The sequence below is a fragment of the Burkholderia sp. BCC0097 genome (genome assembly GCF_902832985.1).
GTDB classification, from domain to species: domain Bacteria; phylum Pseudomonadota; class Gammaproteobacteria; order Burkholderiales; family Burkholderiaceae; genus Burkholderia; species Burkholderia orbicola.
Genome location: NZ_CADFDM010000006.1, coordinates 303,149 through 320,316 on the forward strand (window position 1 = coordinate 303,149; position 17,168 = coordinate 320,316).

General features: G+C 68.7%; 17 protein-coding genes. 11 read left to right on the top strand and 6 right to left on the bottom strand.

All coding sequences use genetic code 11. From position 1 onward, the window contains the following. Nucleotides 1-64 precede the first annotated feature (64 nt). Nucleotides 65-556, top strand: coding sequence for an Lrp/AsnC family transcriptional regulator (locus HWX07_RS21845; protein WP_175877647.1), 492 nt, complete (start codon nucleotides 65-67; stop codon nucleotides 554-556). A 63-nt stretch (nucleotides 557-619) separates the two neighbouring features. On the opposite strand, the gene HWX07_RS21850 is transcribed toward HWX07_RS21845, so the two are convergent. Next, a complete protein-coding gene (locus tag HWX07_RS21850; RefSeq protein WP_175877648.1) occupies nucleotides 620-1,516 on the bottom strand; it encodes an alpha/beta hydrolase in 897 nt (298 codons plus the stop codon). Nucleotides 1,517-1,755: 239 nt separating this feature from the next. Here HWX07_RS21850 and HWX07_RS21855 point away from each other — a divergent pair, with 239 nt between their 5' ends. Beyond that, nucleotides 1,756-2,715 (top strand): nitronate monooxygenase family protein, encoded by a 960-nt coding sequence (locus HWX07_RS21855; RefSeq protein ID WP_175877649.1) that lies wholly within the window; start codon nucleotides 1,756-1,758, stop codon nucleotides 2,713-2,715. Nucleotides 2,716-2,839: 124 nt separating this feature from the next. On the opposite strand, the gene HWX07_RS21860 is transcribed toward HWX07_RS21855, so the two are convergent. From HWX07_RS21860 to HWX07_RS21870, 3 genes are all read right to left on the bottom strand, one after another. Further along, nucleotides 2,840-3,802 (bottom strand): LysR family transcriptional regulator, encoded by a 963-nt coding sequence (locus HWX07_RS21860; RefSeq protein ID WP_006477616.1) that lies wholly within the window; start codon nucleotides 3,800-3,802, stop codon nucleotides 2,840-2,842. Between the two features lie 195 nt (nucleotides 3,803-3,997). Beyond that, on the bottom strand, nucleotides 3,998-5,074 hold the full coding sequence (locus tag HWX07_RS21865; RefSeq protein ID WP_175877650.1) for a porin: 1,077 nt from the start codon (nucleotides 5,072-5,074) through the stop codon (nucleotides 3,998-4,000). A 345-nt stretch (nucleotides 5,075-5,419) separates the two neighbouring features. Beyond that, on the bottom strand, nucleotides 5,420-5,905 hold the full coding sequence (locus HWX07_RS21870; RefSeq protein ID WP_175877651.1) for a peptide-binding protein: 486 nt from the start codon (nucleotides 5,903-5,905) through the stop codon (nucleotides 5,420-5,422). A 346-nt stretch (nucleotides 5,906-6,251) separates the two neighbouring features. Between HWX07_RS21870 and HWX07_RS21875 the strand changes: the two genes are divergently transcribed. From HWX07_RS21875 to HWX07_RS21900, 6 genes are all read left to right on the top strand, one after another. Beyond that, nucleotides 6,252-7,283, top strand: a complete 1,032-nt coding sequence (locus HWX07_RS21875; RefSeq protein ID WP_175877652.1) for a bile acid:sodium symporter family protein — start codon at nucleotides 6,252-6,254, stop codon at nucleotides 7,281-7,283. A 331-nt stretch (nucleotides 7,284-7,614) separates the two neighbouring features. Continuing rightward, the gene (locus tag HWX07_RS21880; RefSeq protein ID WP_175877653.1) at nucleotides 7,615-9,456 is read left to right on the top strand and encodes a phosphodiesterase; all 1,842 of its coding nucleotides are present in this window, start codon (nucleotides 7,615-7,617) and stop codon (nucleotides 9,454-9,456) included. A 382-nt stretch (nucleotides 9,457-9,838) separates the two neighbouring features. Next, complete coding sequence (locus HWX07_RS21885; RefSeq protein WP_175877654.1) at nucleotides 9,839-10,858, top strand: LacI family DNA-binding transcriptional regulator; 1,020 nt, start codon at nucleotides 9,839-9,841, stop codon at nucleotides 10,856-10,858. Continuing rightward, the gene (locus HWX07_RS21890; protein ID WP_027809428.1) at nucleotides 10,855-12,135 is read left to right on the top strand and encodes an AGE family epimerase/isomerase; all 1,281 of its coding nucleotides are present in this window, start codon (nucleotides 10,855-10,857) and stop codon (nucleotides 12,133-12,135) included. The genes HWX07_RS21885 and HWX07_RS21890 overlap by 4 nt, the downstream gene beginning before the upstream one ends. Next, nucleotides 12,132-13,040: a carbohydrate kinase gene (locus HWX07_RS21895; RefSeq protein WP_175877655.1), complete on the top strand. Its 909-nt coding sequence runs from the start codon at nucleotides 12,132-12,134 to the stop codon at nucleotides 13,038-13,040. The genes HWX07_RS21890 and HWX07_RS21895 overlap by 4 nt, the downstream gene beginning before the upstream one ends. Before the next feature lie 123 nt (nucleotides 13,041-13,163). Further along, nucleotides 13,164-13,385 (top strand): hypothetical protein, encoded by a 222-nt coding sequence (locus tag HWX07_RS21900; protein WP_006484657.1) that lies wholly within the window; start codon nucleotides 13,164-13,166, stop codon nucleotides 13,383-13,385. A gap of 49 nt (nucleotides 13,386-13,434) precedes the next feature. Here HWX07_RS21900 and HWX07_RS21905 read toward each other — a convergent pair whose 3' ends face one another. Both HWX07_RS21905 and HWX07_RS21910 read right to left on the bottom strand, forming a co-directional pair. Then, entirely contained in the window at nucleotides 13,435-13,629 is a 195-nt protein-coding gene (locus HWX07_RS21905; protein ID WP_011546377.1) for a DUF2905 domain-containing protein, read from the bottom strand. 32 nt (nucleotides 13,630-13,661) lie between these two features. After that, entirely contained in the window at nucleotides 13,662-14,852 is a 1,191-nt protein-coding gene (locus tag HWX07_RS21910; RefSeq protein WP_175877656.1) for an SAM-dependent methyltransferase, read from the bottom strand. Nucleotides 14,853-14,865: 13 nt separating this feature from the next. Here HWX07_RS21910 and HWX07_RS21915 point away from each other — a divergent pair, with 13 nt between their 5' ends. The 3 genes from HWX07_RS21915 to ttcA all read left to right on the top strand — a co-directional run bounded on the left by HWX07_RS21915 (nucleotide 14,866) and on the right by ttcA (nucleotide 17,081). After that, entirely contained in the window at nucleotides 14,866-15,609 is a 744-nt protein-coding gene (locus HWX07_RS21915) for an SDR family oxidoreductase (protein ID WP_175877657.1), read from the top strand. A 75-nt stretch (nucleotides 15,610-15,684) separates the two neighbouring features. Then, nucleotides 15,685-16,089 (top strand): dihydroneopterin aldolase, encoded by a 405-nt coding sequence (locus HWX07_RS21920; RefSeq protein ID WP_012329363.1) that lies wholly within the window; start codon nucleotides 15,685-15,687, stop codon nucleotides 16,087-16,089. After that, a complete protein-coding gene (gene ttcA, locus HWX07_RS21925) occupies nucleotides 16,086-17,081 on the top strand; it encodes a tRNA 2-thiocytidine(32) synthetase TtcA (protein ID WP_175877658.1) in 996 nt (331 codons plus the stop codon). Before HWX07_RS21920 ends, ttcA begins: the two co-directional genes overlap by 4 nt. The last annotated feature ends 87 nt before the right edge of the window (nucleotides 17,082-17,168 follow it).

Sequence of the window (17,168 nt, forward strand, 5' to 3'; positions counted from 1 at the left end):
TTTCGCCGCAACCACGGCTAAACTGAAGCGAATCAGCCAATTCACCTTCGAAAGCAAAGCGATCATGCTGAAACGCCTTTCCCCGCCCGCCGTCGCGTCGCTCGACGCGACCGACCGCGCGATCGTCGCCGCGCTGGCCGACGACGCGCGCATCGCGACCAGCGAACTCGCCCGGCAGATCGGACTGTCGGCGCCCGCGACCGCCGACCGCGTGCGGCGGCTCGAGGCGCAAGGCGTGATCGCCGCGTTCACCGTCGAGCTCGATCCGCGCGCGCTCGGCTACACGCTGCAGGCGATCGTCCGCGTGAAGCCGCTGCCGGGCCAGTTGCATCTGGTCGAGGGGTTGCTGCGGCGGATTCCCGAGTTCGTCGAATGCGACAAGGTCACCGGCGACGACTGCTTCATCTGCCGGCTCTACCTGCGCACGATCGAGCATCTCGACGACATCCTGTCGAAGGTGACGGAGCGCGCGGAGACGAGCACCGCGATCGTGAAATCGACGCCCGTGCCGCGCCGCCTGCCGCCGCTCGTCGAGGACGACCACGCACACCGCTGAGCCGCGACGGCAAGCGTCCATCCTGAGCCGCGGGCGGCACGCGCCGCCCGCGCGCCCGCACCGTCATGCCGCCGCGTCGCGCGCCTCGAAGAACGCGAGCAGTTCGTCGATCAGCGCGGCGGGCGCCTCTTCCGGAATGTAGTGCCCGCAATCGAGCGCACGGCCGCTGACGTCGCGCGCGACGCGCCGCCATTCGTCGAGCGGATCGAAGCAGCGGCCGACGACGCCGTGCTCGCCCCACAGCACGCGCAGCGGGCACGCGACCTTGTTGCCGCGTTCGAGATCCGCACGGTCGTGCTCGAGGTCGATCGTCGCGGACGCGCGGTAGTCCTCGCACATCGCATGCACGGCGCCCGGTTGCGCGAGCGCCGCCCGGTACGCGTCGAGCGCCTCCGGCGCGAACGGCGCCAGCCCGGCCGAGCGGTTGCCCATCACGCGCTCGATGTACGCATCGGTGTGCGCGCCCACCAGCGTCTCGGGCAGCGGCTCCGGCTGAATCAGGAAGAACCAGTGGAAATACGCGGTCGCGAACGCGCGATCGGTTTTCTCGTACATCGCGAGCGTCGGCGCGATGTCGAGCAGCATCATCCGCTCGACGGCCTCCGCGTGGTCGAGCGCGAGCCGGTGCGCCACCCGCGCGCCGCGATCGTGCGCGCACACGTGGAACTGCTCGAAGCCGAAATGCCGCATCACGGCGACCTGGTCCGCCGCCATCGCCCGTTTCGAATACGGCGTGTGCCGCGCGTCGCTCGGCGGCCGGCCCGATGCGCCGTAGCCGCGCAGATCGGTGGCGATCACCGTGAAGTGATTCGCGAGCGTCGCCGAAACGCGATGCCAGATCATGTGGGTCTGCGGATGGCCGTGCAGCAACAGCAGCGGCGGACCCGTGCCTCCTTTGACACCGAAAATGTCGGTGTCCTGCACCGTCACGCGAAACGGTGCAAACGCCTCAAACGACATGGTTTGTTTCTCGTTGGTTTGTTATGGCGGCTATTTTAGGAGCGCCGACGCGTCTTCACAGCGCGCCAAGCACCCGAAACCGTAGAAAGAGAACACTCACTCGATTGCCGGCACACCGCGCAGTTTGTTAAGCTCGCGTAGAATCGCACGACCGTTCGTATTAATATGAACGGACCGCTTGTGGGGCTACACTCGAATCACCGTCCGATCGCAACGCCCCCGGAGACTGGAGACATCACATGGCATTGCCCACCGTCCTGCAGAACCTGACGCTGCCCGTCATCGCGTCGCCGATGTTCATCGTCAGCTACCCCGAACTCGTGCTCGCGCAATGCAAGGCGGGCATCGTCGGTTCATTCCCCGCGCTCAACGCGCGCCCGGCCGATCTGCTCGACGAGTGGCTCACGCAGATCCAGTCGGCACTCGCCGACCACAAGGCAAAACATCCCGATGCGGTGATCGGTCCGATCGCGGTCAACCAGATCGTCCACCAGTCGAACGCGCGGCTCGAACACGACGTGCGCGTGTGCGTCGAGCACAAGGTGCCGATCTTCATCACGAGCCTGCGCGCACCGGCGCGCGAGATCGTCGACGCGGTGCACAGCTACGGCGGCATCGTGCTGCACGACGTGATCAACCTGCGCCACGCGCAGAAGGCGCTCGAAGCGGGCGTCGACGGGTTGATCCTCGTCGCGGCCGGCGCCGGCGGCCACGCGGGCACGACGTCGCCGTTCGCGCTGGTCGGCGAAGTCCGCAAGATCTTCGACGGCCCGATCGTGCTGTCCGGCTCGATCGCGAACGGCGGCTCGATCCTCGCCGCGCAGGCGATGGGCGCCGACTTCGCGTACATGGGCACGCGTTTCATCGCGACGCAGGAAGCGCACGCGATCGACGACTACAAGCACGCGATCCTGAACGCGAAATCGTCGGACATCATCTACACGAACCTCTTCACGGGCGTGCACGGCAACTACATCCGCGAGAGCATCGAGAAGGCCGGCCTCGATCCGGACGCTCTGCCGGAATCCGACAAGACCAAGATGAATTTCGGCAGCGACAAGACCAAGGCGTGGAAGGACATCTGGGGCGCCGGCCAGGGCGTCGGCCTGATGGACGACCTGCCGAGCGTGGGTGCGCTCGTCGAGCGGCTCAAGCGCGAGTACGACGACGCGAAGGCACGGCTCGGCATCCCGCGCTGACGGAGGCGGCGGCCGTCGCGGCCGCCATCGACGCGAGATCGTCGAATCAAACAAAAAAGCGCGAACCGTTGCGGTTCGCGCTTTTTTGTTGCCCCGCCACAGTGGACGGGCCAGACGATCTGGCTCAGACGGCGCGCTTCATCCGCGTGATCGGCAGCACGCGCAGCCGCGATTCGATCGACGGGCACAGCGACTGCCCTTCGAAACGCGCGGCCAGGAAATCGACGAACGAGCGCACCTTCGCGGACACGTGGCGGCGGCTCGCGTACACCGCATAGATCGGCGCCTCGTGCGGCGGCACGGAATCGAGCAGCACCGGCACGAGCCGGCCCGACTCGATGTCGTCGCCGACCACTTCGGTGCCGAGCAGCGCAATGCCCGCGCCGGCAAGCACCGCCGCGCGCAGCCCTTCGAGATGATTCACGATCAGGTTGCCGTTCAGGCTCACGCGCGACGCGGCGGCCGCGTCGATCACGAGCGAATCGAGCATCGTCGAATTCGAATCGCGCCGCAGGTAGTTGTGGTTCGCGAGATCGGCGATCGTCTGCGGCGTGCCGTGCTTCTCGAGATACTCCGGCGACGCGACCAGCAGGATGTGCGCGGTCGCGATCTGGCGCGCGACCAGCGACGACGATTTCAATCCGTTCGGCGCCGCGCGCACCGCGACGTCGTAGCCTTCCTCGATCAGGTCGACCACGCGATCGGACAGCGTCATGTCGACGGTCACGTCCGGGAACCGGCCCGCATAATCGGTGACGGCCTGCATCACGTGCCGCAGCCCGAACGCGGACAGCGACGTCACGCGCAACCGGCCCTGCGGCACCACGCTCGCGGCGCCGACGGCCTGGCCGGCTTCGTCGAGTTCGGACAGCGCCTGCACGAGGCGCTCATAGTATTCGCGTCCCGCCTCGGTGGGCGCGACGCGTCGTGTCGTGCGATGCAGCAGCCGCGCGCCGAGCTGCTGCTCGAGGTGCATCACGTGCTTGCTCGCCATCGCCGCCGACATCTGCATGCGCTCCGCCGCGCCGACGAAGCTGCCCACTTCGACGACGTAGCGAAACACATTCATGCTGACGAGGGTATCCATCGAACTAGCTCGCAATCCCGGGGGAATCAACCAATTACGAGATAGGGTAACAAAGGCGAGGAAACAGAAAGGTCAAGAAAGGCAAAACGGCGCCGCGAGTGACGGCGCCGTTTTGGGTAGCAATGACGGACGGAAAACATGCAGCCAAAACGCGCGATTGACGCGCGCGTCCGGCGCACCGATCGCGCGTGCGCGTCAGAACTTCGCGCGGATGCCTGCGCCGAACGTGTTGCCGGTCGACAGGCCGCTGATGTGGTCGTTCATGTAGGCCGCGTAGACGTCGGTGCGCTTGGACAGCGGATAGTCGTAGCCGACGGCCCAGGTCTGGCGCGTCTGGTCGAGGCCGCCCGCGTCGCGCGAATACGCATACGACGCCATCGCGTTGCCCACGCCGATCGGCACCGACACGCCGCCCTGCGCGGTGTTGACGTGCCAGCTGCCCGCGACCTGGTCGTTCTTCGTATACATGTATTGGCCGAACAGCTTCACGAGCTTCAGGTCGTAGGTCGCGCCGACCAGCGCGATGCCCTGGCTCTTCATGCCGGTCACGAGCGCGCTCAGGTCCTGCGGGCCGTTGTTGAAGTTCACGTACTGATACACGGCGGTCGCCGCGAACGGGCCGTTCGCGTAGTTGAACTGCGCGCTCCACTTCTTCGAACGGTTGTCGCCGGCCTGGTTGCCGAGGGCGTACATCGCGCCGAAATTCAGGCCACCGAACGAAGGCGACGTGTAACCCACCGCGTTGTTCCAGCCCGAATCGCCGACCGCGCCCTGGTCGCTCGGATAGGTCGGGAACGTGCCGAGGCCGAGGAACACGTGATACACCATCGGCGAGAAGGTGTACGAGTCGTAGAACGGGTTGAACAGGATCGTCGACAGGAACAGGTGCGTCGTCAGGCGGCCGGCCGTCACCGTGCCGTACGGCGAGCTGATGCCGACGTACGCGTTGCGCGCGAAGAACGTGTCGCCCTGGAAGCGGCCGTACTGGCCGTTCTGCGCACGGAAGAAGCTCTCCAGGGTGAAGATCGCCTTGTAGCCGTCGCCGAGATCCTCTGCGCCGTGCAGGCCCCAGTACGACGTCGACATGCCGCCGCCCGACACGTTCCACGCACGATCGCCGCCGGGGAACTTGGTGGCGCCCACCCATTCGTCAACCTGCCCGTAGAGCGAGACGCTCGATTGCGCATGGACGGGTGCGGCGGCCACCACGCAGGCGGCCGCGGCGATCAGCTTGACGGACGTGCGCGACGCACGGCGAGCGAATGCTTTCATGGGATCTCCAGGTTTTGTCGGATAGTCGATAAGTGGCGCGAGCGTTGTTTTTTGGAGCCGAGTGCTTGCGTCGTATGGGGCGCAGCCATCTTTACGGATCATTCGTCCGGTCAAAATTGCGCACACTTATTGCGGGTATAGCGCCGGCATTAACTTCGCGGAATGTATCCATGGCCGGATGCACCGCGGCGACCCGGCGCGAGCGCGGTCGCACGGGCGGGCGGCGGCGTGGCATGCGCGTGCCGGGCGCGAAAGATAGCGCAATGCGGTCGGAAAATCAGCGGAAATCTGCGCGCGACTGTGGCGAATTCGCATCAGCCGGCAGGAAGACGAGCGCCGAGGCGCTCAGTTTCGGTAGAACGGGGAGAAAGAAGGCGAGTGTGCAGGCTCTTCCTGCGAGCGGGGCGGCGGCATCGGGCGACCGCCGCGCTCCTCGTTGTAGCGGGCGACGTCGGCGCGGATCGAACCGGCCCGCAGCGGGACGTTGCCGCCGCCCGGCGGGCGCGGCATCTGGCGGACTTCGGCGCTGATCGGCCGATACGGGCTTTGCGCGGCGTAATGGCCGTACGACGGCGTGGGGCGCAGCCCCCACCGGGAACCCGAGCCGCTCACGCCGCCCGGACGCACGTCGGCAGGCGGCGCAACGCGGCGCCAGACGGGACCGGCGCCGGGGCCGCCGGCCGGCTGGCCGTACGCGCGCATGTCGCCGCCGCCGAAGCCGCCGAACCCGTGACCGCCATGGGGCGGCTGGGCGAGCGCAAGCGGCATCAGCAGCGCGCCGAGCACGCCTGCCGCCCATCGTCCGATCTTCCGTTTCACCCGTTCCGTCATCGTTCCGTGCCCATCGACGCCCGCCGTCGGTTCCTTTCGGCCGACCCAAGGCTTTCAGCAGTAATTTATGGGCGGGTGGAAAGTGTGTCGAGCCAAAAAGTGTTATGTCGCCGGCATCGGTGTAACACCATGTTACTGCTAGGTTTTTTCGCTTCGGCGGGCGGTCGCGACAGAACATTCTTCTGCGGTTTCGAGTGCGGCCGGGCAACGGCGGCGGCCGCCGCCTCATGCAATCGACTCATCAATCGATTCACACAATGAATTTGTGTAGTGAATCGCCAACCGGGACAATAACGCCATCCGCGCGCGCGACGCGCGCCTTCGCCATTTCCGAATCGAGTTCCCGATGGCCCGTCCCCGTTTTCTGCCCGACAACTTCACACTCGCGCTCGTCGGCACCGTCGTGCTCGCGAGCCTGCTGCCCTGCCGCGGCCCGGCCGCCCATGCGTTCAACTGGGCGACCAACCTCGCCGTCGGCCTGCTGTTCTTCCTTCACGGCGCCAAACTGTCGCGCGAAGCCGTCGTTGCCGGCGCGACGCACTGGCGGCTGCACGCGGTCGTGCTGCTCAGCACGTTCGCGCTGTTTCCGCTGCTCGGCCTCGCGCTGAAACCCGTGCTGCAGCCGCTCGTCACGCCGACGCTGTATGCGGGCGTGCTGTTCCTGTGCACGCTGCCGTCGACGGTCCAGTCGTCGATCGCGTTCACGTCGATCGCGAAGGGCAACGTGCCGGCCGCCGTGTGCGCGGCCTCGGCGTCGAGCCTGCTCGGGATCTTCGTCACGCCGGCGCTCGTCGGGCTGATGATCACGTCGCAGTCGGCCGCCACGGCGTCGCCGTGGAGCACCGTCGGCAGCATCGTGATGCAGCTGCTCGTGCCGTTCATCGCCGGCCAGCTGCTGCGGCCCGTGATCGGCGGCTGGATCGACCGCAATCGCGGCGTGCTGCGCTTCGTCGACCAGGGCTCGATCCTGCTGGTGGTCTACGTCGCGTTCAGCGAGGCCGTCAACGAGGGGCTGTGGCACCAGATTCCGCCGCGCGCGCTCGGCGGCCTGCTGGTCGTCAACCTCGTGCTGCTCGCGATCGCGCTGCTGCTGACCGCGTTCGTCAGCAAGCGGCTCGGCTTCAACCGCGCGGACCAGATCACGATCATCTTCTGCGGCTCGAAGAAGAGCCTCGCGGCCGGCGTGCCGATGGCGAAGGTGATCTTCTCGGCGAACGCGGTCGGCGCGATCGTGCTGCCGCTGATGCTGTTCCACCAGATCCAGCTGATGGCGTGCGCGGCGCTCGCGCAACGCTGGGGCGCACGCGACACGAGCGGCGAGCACGACGAGGGCGGAGCGGCAGCCGCGTCGGGAGCGCTGAGCACGGGCAAGCGCTGACGCGTCGGAGGGCGCGAGGCCGCCTTCCGCCTTCCGCCTTCCGCCTTCCGCTTTCCGCCTTCCGCTTTCCGCTTTCCGCCTTCCGCTTTCCGCTTTCCGCTTTCCGCTTTCCGCTTTCCGCTTTCCGCTTTCCGCTTTCCGCTTTCCGCTTTCCGCTTTCCGCTTTCCGCTTTCAACGCGCCGCCTCCCATCCGTCCCCTTCGCACCGCGCGCCCACCCGGGCCCGGCGCGATGCACCGGCAACGCCCCCTCGTGTCACGAAATCTTCATTCAACTCTCCGCGAGCGGTGCCGTTAAGCCGGGCGTCCCGTCGATTCGGCTGCCCTCGCCCATGCCCGCGCTCCCCTCCGATTCCGCTGTCGCCCGCACTACGCGCCTGATCGCGGAACGCGCGCTCGCCGCCGTGTTCCAGCCGATCGTCGACCTCGGGTCGGGGACGGTCATCGGCTACGAAGGGCTGATCCGCGGCCCGCGCGGCACCGAGCTCGAGCCGCCCGCCGCGCTGTTCGCGCAGGCCGCGCGCGACGGCGAAACCATCGCGCTCGAACGGGCCGCCGCGCTCACCTGCCTCGACGCGTTCGCGGCGCTCGGCTGCGACGGCAAGCTGTTCCTCAATTTCAGCGCGGGCACCATCCTCACGCTCGCCAGCGAACGCGAGCGCGCTCGTCAGTTCCTCGGCCGCGCGCGGATCGGCGCGGAGCGCATCGTGATCGAGCTCACCGAGCAGAACGCGATTCCCGATCTCGCGGACATCGGGCCGGCGGTCGCATCGCTGCGCGACGCCGGCGTCCAGTTCGCGCTCGACGACTACGGCACCGCGAACGCGAGCATGAACCTGTGGCTGCGCCTGCATCCGGACGTCGTGAAAATCGACCGCTTCTTCATCCACGACATCGCGCGCGATCCGCTCAAGTTCGAAGCCGTGAAGGCGATGCAGCACTTCGCGCAGGCGAGCGGTGCGAAGCTGATCGCGGAAGGCATCGAGAACGAATGCGACCTGATCGTCGTGCGCGACATGGGGATCTGCTGCGTGCAGGGCTTCCTGCTCGGCCGGCCGAACGCGCAGCCGTCGCGGGTGGTCGCGCCGGCCGCCCGCGACGCGATCCGCGCGCCGCACATCGCCGTGTTTCCCGGCGTGACGCGCGCGGTGCGGCCGGCCGGCACGATCGCCGGGAAGATGCTCGTGCCCGCCCCGGCGCTGCCGCGCGACGCGACCAGCAACGACGTGCTCGACCTGTTCAACCGGATGCCCGACCTGCACGCGGTCGCGCTCGTCGAGCGCGGGCGGCCGGTCGCGCTCGTGAATCGGCGCGGCTTCATCGACCGCTTCGCGCTGCCGTATCACCGCGAGGTGTTCGGCAAGAAGCCGTGCCTGCAGTTCGCGAACGATGCGCCGCTGATGATCGACAACGCGACCACCTTCGAGCAGCTCGCGATGCTGCTCGCGAGCCACGACCAGCGCTATCTCGCCGACGGCTTCGTGATCACCGAACACGGCCGCTATGTCGGGCTCGGCACCGGCGAGAGCCTCGTGCGCACGGTGACCGAGATGCGCATCGAGGCCGCGCGCTACGCGAATCCGCTGACCTTCCTGCCCGGCAACATCCCGATCAGCGCGCACATCGACCGCCTGCTCCAGCGCGACGCCGGCTTTCACGCGTGCTACGTCGACCTGAACCAGTTCAAGCCGTTCAACGACCAGTACGGCTACTGGCAGGGCGACGAAGTGCTGAAGTTCGCCGCGACGGTGCTGGCCGGCGTGTGCGATCCGCAGCGCGACTTTCTCGGCCACGTCGGCGGCGACGATTTCCTCGTGCTGTTCCAGCGCGACGACTGGCGCGAGCGCGCCGCCGACGCGATCGCGCGCTTCAACGACGGCGCGCAACTCTTCTACACGCAGGCCGACCGGCAGGCGGGCGGGCTGCGCGGCGAGGACCGCCACGGCAACCCGGCATTTTTCGGCTTCGTGACGATGGCGATCGGCGCGGTCGGCGTGCCGGCCGGCGCGCACGGCGCGAAACGCTACGGCAGCGACGAGATCGCGTCGGTCGCGGCGCTCGCGAAGCGGCGGGCGAAGCAGCAGCCGGACGGGCTCGCGGTCGTCGATCTCGATGCCGGCCGCGCCGCGCTGCGCGATCGCGGCGAACCGCCGGCCATGGCGGCGGCAGGCTGAACGGCGCGCAGTCGCCGGGGACGCACGGAAAAGCACCTGCACATCGTGCGACGGACCGATGCGGAGGCAGCGCAAGGTTCGGCCGGTGCGCAACGGCACGTCGTCGTCACGCGCGTAGGCCAAGGGCGCCGCGCCCTCACGCTCGCCACCGTCCCGCAGCCGAACTGCGGCCCTTTTCCGGCGACGCCATCCGCGCCCCCAGACAGCGCACCCCCACCTTGCCTTTTTCGCGTTTTGTTTAGTATTTTTAGTAACGGCGTTTTCGCAGATTAGCGCTTAAAAAACCCGTTATTCGCGGGTATTCCCCGGTTATCCGGCCCGAATTCCGCCATACGTTTTACTATACAATCGCTTTCAACCTAAACAAACCAGACCCCGAACGATGGGTACGACCATTCGCGATGTGGCGCGGGCAGCAGAGGTCTCGATCGGCACCGTCTCCCGCGCGCTGAAAAACCAGCCCGGCCTGTCCGAAACCACGCGTGCGCGCATCGTCGGGATCGCACAGCAGCTCGGCTACGATCCCGCCCAGCTGCGGCCGCGCATCCGCCGGCTCACCTTCCTGCTGCACCGCCAGCACAACCGCTTTCCCGCGAGCCCGTTCTTCTCGCACGTGCTGCACGGCGTGGAGGACGCCTGCCGCGAGCGCGGCATCGTGCCGACGCTGCTCACGGTCGGCCCGAACGACGACGTGCTGCGCCAGATGCGCCCGCACGCGCCCGACGCGATCGCGGTCGCCGGCTTCATCGAGCCCGAGACGATCGAGGCGCTCGCCGCCACCGGCCGGCCGCTCGTGCTGATCGACCTGTGGGCGCCCGGGCTGCGCTCGGTCAACATCGACAACGCGACGGGCGCGGCGCTCGCGATGCGCCACCTGCTCGCCACCGGCCGCTCGCGGATCGCCTTCATCGGCGGCTCGGCCGCGCACTACAGCATCGCGCAGCGCGCGATCGGCTACCGGCGCGCGTTCTTCGAAGCCGGGCGGCTGTTCGATCCCGCGTACGAAGTGACGATCGACGCGGGACTCGACCCGGACACCGGCGCCGCGCGTGCGATGGAGCAACTGCTCGACGCGCCCGGCCCGCGGCCCGAAGCCGTGTTCGCGTACAACGACGCGGCCGCGCTGGCCGCGCAGCGCGTGTGCATCGCGCGCGGCCTGCGGATTCCGGACGACATCGCGATCGTCGGCTTCGACGACATCCCGGCCGCCGCGCACGCGAACCCGCCGCTCACGACGCTCGCGGTCGACAAGGAAGCGCTCGGCCGCCGCGGCGTCGAGCTGCTGCTCGCCGAAGCGCCCGAGCGCACCGAGATTTCCCTGCCCGTCGAGCTGATCGTGCGGGCCAGCAGCCAGCCCGCCGGCTCCCCGGCACTCGATACCGTAACGGCCACCGAATCATGAACATGCCCCCGGTCCAACCCTGCACGGCCGCGCCGGCCGCCCACACGCCAGCCGTACCGTTCGTCGCCAGCTTCCGCGATCCGTCGTTCCTGCTGTCGCACATTGAAGACACGCTGCGCTTCTATGCGACCAACGCATTCGACCCGACCGGCGGCTTCTACCATTACTTCCGCGACGACGGCAGCATCTACAACCGCACGTCGCGCCATCTCGTCAGCACCTGCCGGTTCGTCTTCAACTACGCGATGGCGTACCGCCATTTCGGCGATCCGCGCCACCTCGACTACGCGCGCCACGGGCTGCGCTTCCTGCGCGACGCGCACTGGGACGACGCGCTGCAGGGCTACGACTGGGAGCTCGACTGGCGCGACGGCGGCAAGCGCGCGACGCTCGACGGCACGCGTCACTGCTACGGGCTCGCGTTCGTGCTGCTCGCGGCCGCGCATGCGACGATGGCCGGCATCGACGAAGCACGCCCGCTGATCGCCGCCACCTACGAGCTCGCCGAGCATCGCTTCTGGGATGCGGCCGCGGGCCTGTATGCGGACGACGCGACGCCGAACTGGATCGTGTCGTCGTATCGCGGCCAGAACGCGAACATGCACATGACGGAAGCGCTGCTCGCCGCCTACGAGGCGACCGGCCACCTCACGTACCTCGATCGCGCGGAAAAGCTCGCCTCGCACATCACGCAGCGCCAGGCCGCGCTGTCGGGCGGCCTCGTGTGGGAGCACTACCATGCGGACTGGTCGGTCGACTGGGACTACAACAAGGAAGACAGCTCGAACATCTTCCGGCCGTGGGGCTTCCAGCCCGGGCACCAGACCGAATGGGCGAAGCTGCTGCTGATCCTCGAGCGGCACCGCCCGCTCGACTGGCTCGCGCCGCGCGCGGCCGAGCTGTTCGACGCGGCGCTCACGCACGCGTGGGACGCCGATCACGGCGGCCTCTGCTACGGCTTCGGCCCCGACTTCACGATCTGCGACCACAACAAGTATTTCTGGGTTCAGGCGGAAACCTTCGCGGCGGCCGCGATGCTCGGCGCGCGCACCGGCAGCGAGCGCTTCTGGGACTGGTACGACGAGATCTGGCGCTACAGCTGGGCGCATTTCGTCGATCACCGCTACGGCGCGTGGTACCGGATCCTCACCTGCGACAACCGCAAGTACAGCGACGAGAAGAGCCCGGCCGGCAAGACCGACTATCACACGATGGGCGCCTGCTACGACGTGCTCGCGACCCTCGCACGCATGCAACGCAGCGAGCCGACGCAATGAGCGGCGGCACGTTTCCGGCTTTCGTGTCGGCGGGAGACATCCTGACCGACATGGTGCGCGCGGGCGACGCGCAGTGGACGTCGGTGCCGGGCGGCGCCGGCTGGAACGTCGCGCGCGCGGTCGCCCGGCTCGGCGTGCCGAGCGCGCTCGCCGGCTCGATCGGCGAAGACTGCTTCTCCGACGTGCTGTGGCACACGAGCGAAGCGGCCGGGCTCGACCTGCGCTTCCTGCAACGGGTCGCGCGGCCGCCGCTGCTCGCGATCGTCCACGAGACGCGCCCGCCCGCGTACTTCTTCATCGGCGAAGCGAGCGCCGATCTCGCGTTCGATCCCGCGCGGCTGCCGGCCGGCTGGACCGAGCACGTGCAATGGGCGCATTTCGGCTGCATCAGCCTCGTGCGCGAACCGCTCGCGGGCACGCTGGCCGCGCTCGCGGCCGACCTGCACGCGCGCGGCGTGAAGATCAGCTTCGATCCGAACGTGCGGAACCTGATGACGGCCGCGTACCGGCCGACGCTGGAGAAGATGGCCGCCCTCGCCGACCTGATCAAGGTGTCCGACGAAGATCTGCGGCACCTGTTCGGCGGCGACGGCCCCGACGCGATCGCGGCCGTGCGCGCGCTGAACCCGCGAGCGGCGGTGCTCGTCACGCGCGGCGCGCAAGCCGCCACGCTCTACGCCGACGGCGACGTGCACGAGGCCAGCCCGCCGCGCGTCGAGGTGGCCGACACCGTCGGCGCGGGAGACGCGTCGATCGGCGGCCTGCTGTTCAGCCTGATGGCCGCACCGCAGCGCGGCTGGCGCGAGCATCTCGCGTTCGCGGTGGCGGCCGGCGCCGCCGCGTGCCGGCACACGGGCGCGCACGCGCCGACGCTCGACGAGATCGTCGCGCTGCTCGAAGGGTGAAGGGACGTTGAAGGCACGACGCGGGCAGTACGGTGGCCGATCGCCGATCGGTCACCGATAAGCGGCGCTGTACATGTTGCGCCGCAGTGCTACGATGAAGTGTCCTTTTCGCGGGAGAGCACGATGGACACGAACACGTTCACCAAAGGCATCTATACGGCCAAGGCGCATACGCACCGCGCGGACAACGGCGAGTTTCAGGGCTACGTGATCCTCGCGCGGGACGACGGCGACGAGACGGAGAACATGCGCTACGACGTTCACACGACGAGTTCGAGCGAGGAAGAAGCGTTCGAGGAAGCGAAGGCGCTTGCGCACCGGATCCTCGGCGAAATCGAGCTGTAACGCGCGAACTGTCATGCGCGCGCCGCGGCCCGGCCGCGCCGTCTTCGGCTCAGAGCAGCCGCGCCACCATCGAGACCAGCATCGTCAGCACCAGCGTCGACATGAACGGGAACGGGTAGCGCCGCCCGCCGAGCGTCAGCGTGACGTCGCCCGGCATCCGCCCGATGCCGAGCTTGCCGAGCCACGGCCAGCAGCGCGTCAGAATCATCACCGCGATGAACGTCGTCAATAGCCAGCGGAGCATGTGCGTTCCATATGGAAACAGGCCCTGGCCCGTCAGAGCGCGTGCGAGCGGTCGCCGCGCGCGAACGCGTCGAGCGTGCCGTCGATCCCGCGCGAAAACGCGATCACCTTGAACAGCTCGCCCATCTCGGCTTCCGAGATCAGCTTCTGCACCGCGTTCGCGGCCGGCAGGAACTGATGGACGTCGGACGGGTCGATCGCGGCCAGCGCGTCGGTGATGCCCGCGTTCAACAGAAAGCGCGCCTGCGACGTGTAGCCGAGCAAGTCGACGCCGGTGGCGACCGCCGCCTCGTAGATGCCGGTGAATTCGACGTGCGCGGTGAGGTCCTGCAGGCCCGGGTAGACGAACGGGTCGTCGTGCGCGTGGTGACGGTAGTGGCACATCAGCGTGCCGCGGTCGCGCTGCGGATGGTAGTACTCGTGCGCCGGAAAACCGTAGTCGATGAGCAGCACCGCGCCGCGGCCGAGCATCGTGCAGACGGTGCGCGTGAACGCGAGCGCGGCCTCGTGCGTTTCGGTCACGTAGCCGTCGCCGACGTCGAGCGTCGCGAGCACCGCCGGCAGGCCGGCTGCGCCGACCGGCCGGTCGTCGAACACGAACGCGTGCCGCGCGTCGAGCGCGACGCCGCGCTCGCGCCACGCGCCGTTCGCCTTCGCGAAGAGGCGCACTGGCATCGCGTCGAGCACCTCGTTACCGACCACGACGCCGTCGAACCGCTCGGGCAGTGCGTCGAGCCAGCGCACCTTGCCGGCCAGCGCCGGCACCGCGGCTGCGATCGTGTCGCGCTGCCGTTCGCGCAACTCGCCGGACAGATCGACGATCAGGTATTCGTCGAGTTCGGCGCCGAGCGCGTCGAGCGCCGCGAGCAGCCCGGCCGCGAGCTTGCCGGTGCCGGCGCCGAATTCCATCACGCGGCGCGTGCCGCTCGCCGCGAGCGCCTCGGCCACCGGTTGCGCGAGCGTCTGCGCGAACAGCGGAGACAGCTCGGGCGCGGTGACGAAGTCGCTGCCGTCGTCGGCGCGGCGCCCGAACTTGCGCGCGCCGCCGCTGTAATAGCCGAGGCCCGGCGCATACAGCGCGCGCTCCATGAAGCGGTCGAACGGCAGCCAGCCGCCGGCCGCCGCGATCTCGTCGCGCAGTTGGGCGGCGAGGGTTTCGGACTGCGCGAGCGCGTCGGGGCCGGGAGCAGGTAAACTAGCGGGTTCGTGAGCTTTCGGGTTCATCCCGGCATTGTAAATGACCGTTTCAGCCGATACGTCGACCCCACGCGTGGTGCTCGTCACGGGCGCCCTGGGCAGCGCGGCCGACGCCGCGTCGATCGGCCGCGCGCTCGCGACGGGTTTCGCCCGCCGCGGCTGGGACGTCGCGCTGCAGCGCGGCCATGGCGCGCCGCGCGCGGCCGCCGACGCGCTTGTAGCCGAAGTCGCGGCGCTAGGCCGCCGCGCGGCCGTGCTCGACGCCGACCTGGCCCTGGAAGCCGATGCCGCGGCCCTCGTCGCCGCATGCGGCGAAGCGCTCGGCCGGCCCGCGTGCGCGGTGTTCGTCAGCGCCAGCGCCGGCGCGGACGACGCGCACACGGTGGACGGCGCGTCGCTCGCCGCTGCGCTCGCGCGCAACGTGACGGCGCCGCTCGCGCTGGCCCGCGCGCTCGCCGATGCGACGCCCGACGCCGCGCGCGAGCATGAAGCACTGCGCGCGTGCGCGATCCACGTACTGGATCAGGCCCTGTTTCACCCCGCACCAGCGCAGTTGTCGCACGCGCTGATGCAGGCCGCGCTGAACCGCGCGACGTCGGCGCTCGCGCTGGCGCTCGCACCGAAGGTGCGGGTCGCGGCGCTCGTGCGCGGCCACGCGCCGCACGCGGACGACATCGCGGCGGCCGCCTGCTATCTCGCGAGCGCGCCCGGCGTGACGGGCGCGACGCTGACCGTCGACGGCGGCGAGCACCTGGTGCCGCCCGCCGCCGGCCCGAATGAATGAACCGCGCGGGCGCGGCCTGAGCGCCGCCGCCCGCGCCGCTTTGCGTGCGCGCACGCCAATTTGACTGGGACGACCATGTTTTCCGCTCTCCTGCACCCCCGCCTCGCGGATTGCCGCAGGCTCTACCTGCGCGACTACGAGGTGCACATCAACATCGGGGCCTTCGAACACGAGAAGCGCGGCGAGCAACGCGTCGTCATCAACATCGACCTGTTCGTGCCGCTCGCGCTGTCCACCCCGGTCGACGACCGGCTGCACGAAGTCGTCGATTACGACCTGATGAAGCAGAGCGTCGCGCAGAGCCTGGCGCGCGGCCACATCCACCTGCAGGAAACGCTGTGCGATTCGATCGCCGCGCACCTGCTGGCGCACGATACCGTGCGCGCGGTACGCGTCCGTACCGAGAAACCGGACGCCTATCCGGACTGCGACGCCGTCGGCGTCGAAGTCTTTCGCATCAAGGACGAGGAGCGCGCATGAACGCCCCCCACATGAACGACACGGCGGCCGACGCCGCCACGCTGGACGACGCGGCCGCGCCGGCCGGCCGCCCCGCGCTGACGCGCCGCGAGCAGAAGGAAGCGTACGAGAACAACAAGCTGTTCAAGCGGATCGTGCGCCAGGTCGGCCAGGCGATCGGCGACTACAACATGATCGAGCAGGGCGACAAGGTGATGGTGTGCCTGTCGGGCGGCAAGGACAGTTACGCGATGCTCGACGTGCTGCTGCGCCTGCGCGAGCGCGCGCCGATCGACTTCGACATCGTCGCGGTGAACCTCGACCAGAAGCAGCCGGGCTTCCCCGAGCACGTGCTGCCCGAATACCTGAAGCAGGTCGGCGTGCCGTTCCACATCGAGAACCAGGACACCTACAGCATCGTCAAGCGGCTCGTGCCGGAAGGCAAGACGACCTGCTCGCTGTGCTCGCGGCTGCGCCGCGGGATCCTGTACCGCGTGGCCGGCGAGCTCGGCGCGACCAAGATCGCGCTCGGCCATCACCGCGACGACATCGTGCAGACGCTGCTGCTGAACATGTTCTACGGCGGCAAGCTGAAGGGAATGCCGCCGAAGCTGCAGTCGGACGACGGCAAGAACATCGTGATCCGCCCGCTTGCGTACGTGAAGGAAACCGATCTCGAAAAATACGCGGAACTGCGCGAATTCCCGATCATCCCGTGCAACCTGTGCGGCAGCCAGCCGAACCTGAAGCGCGCGGAAATGAAGGCGCTGATCCGCGACTGGGACAAGCGCTTCCCGGGCCGCGTCGACAACATGTTCAACGCGCTCGCGAAGGTCGTGCCGTCGCACCTGATGGACACGACGCTGTACCCGTTCCAGTCGCTGCGCGCGACGGGCGAGGCCGATCCGCAAGGCGACATCGCGTTCGACGAGGAACCGTGCGCATCGGGCGACGACGCGGCCGCGCCGGGCGCGTCCCAACCGATCTCGATCGTCCAGTTCGACGACCTGTAAGCAGGGGCCGAACACCCGCCGAAACCGGGGCCGGCGGCCTCGTTTCGGCGTTGTCGCCCCGCCGCGACCGGCCCGGAGCGACAAGGG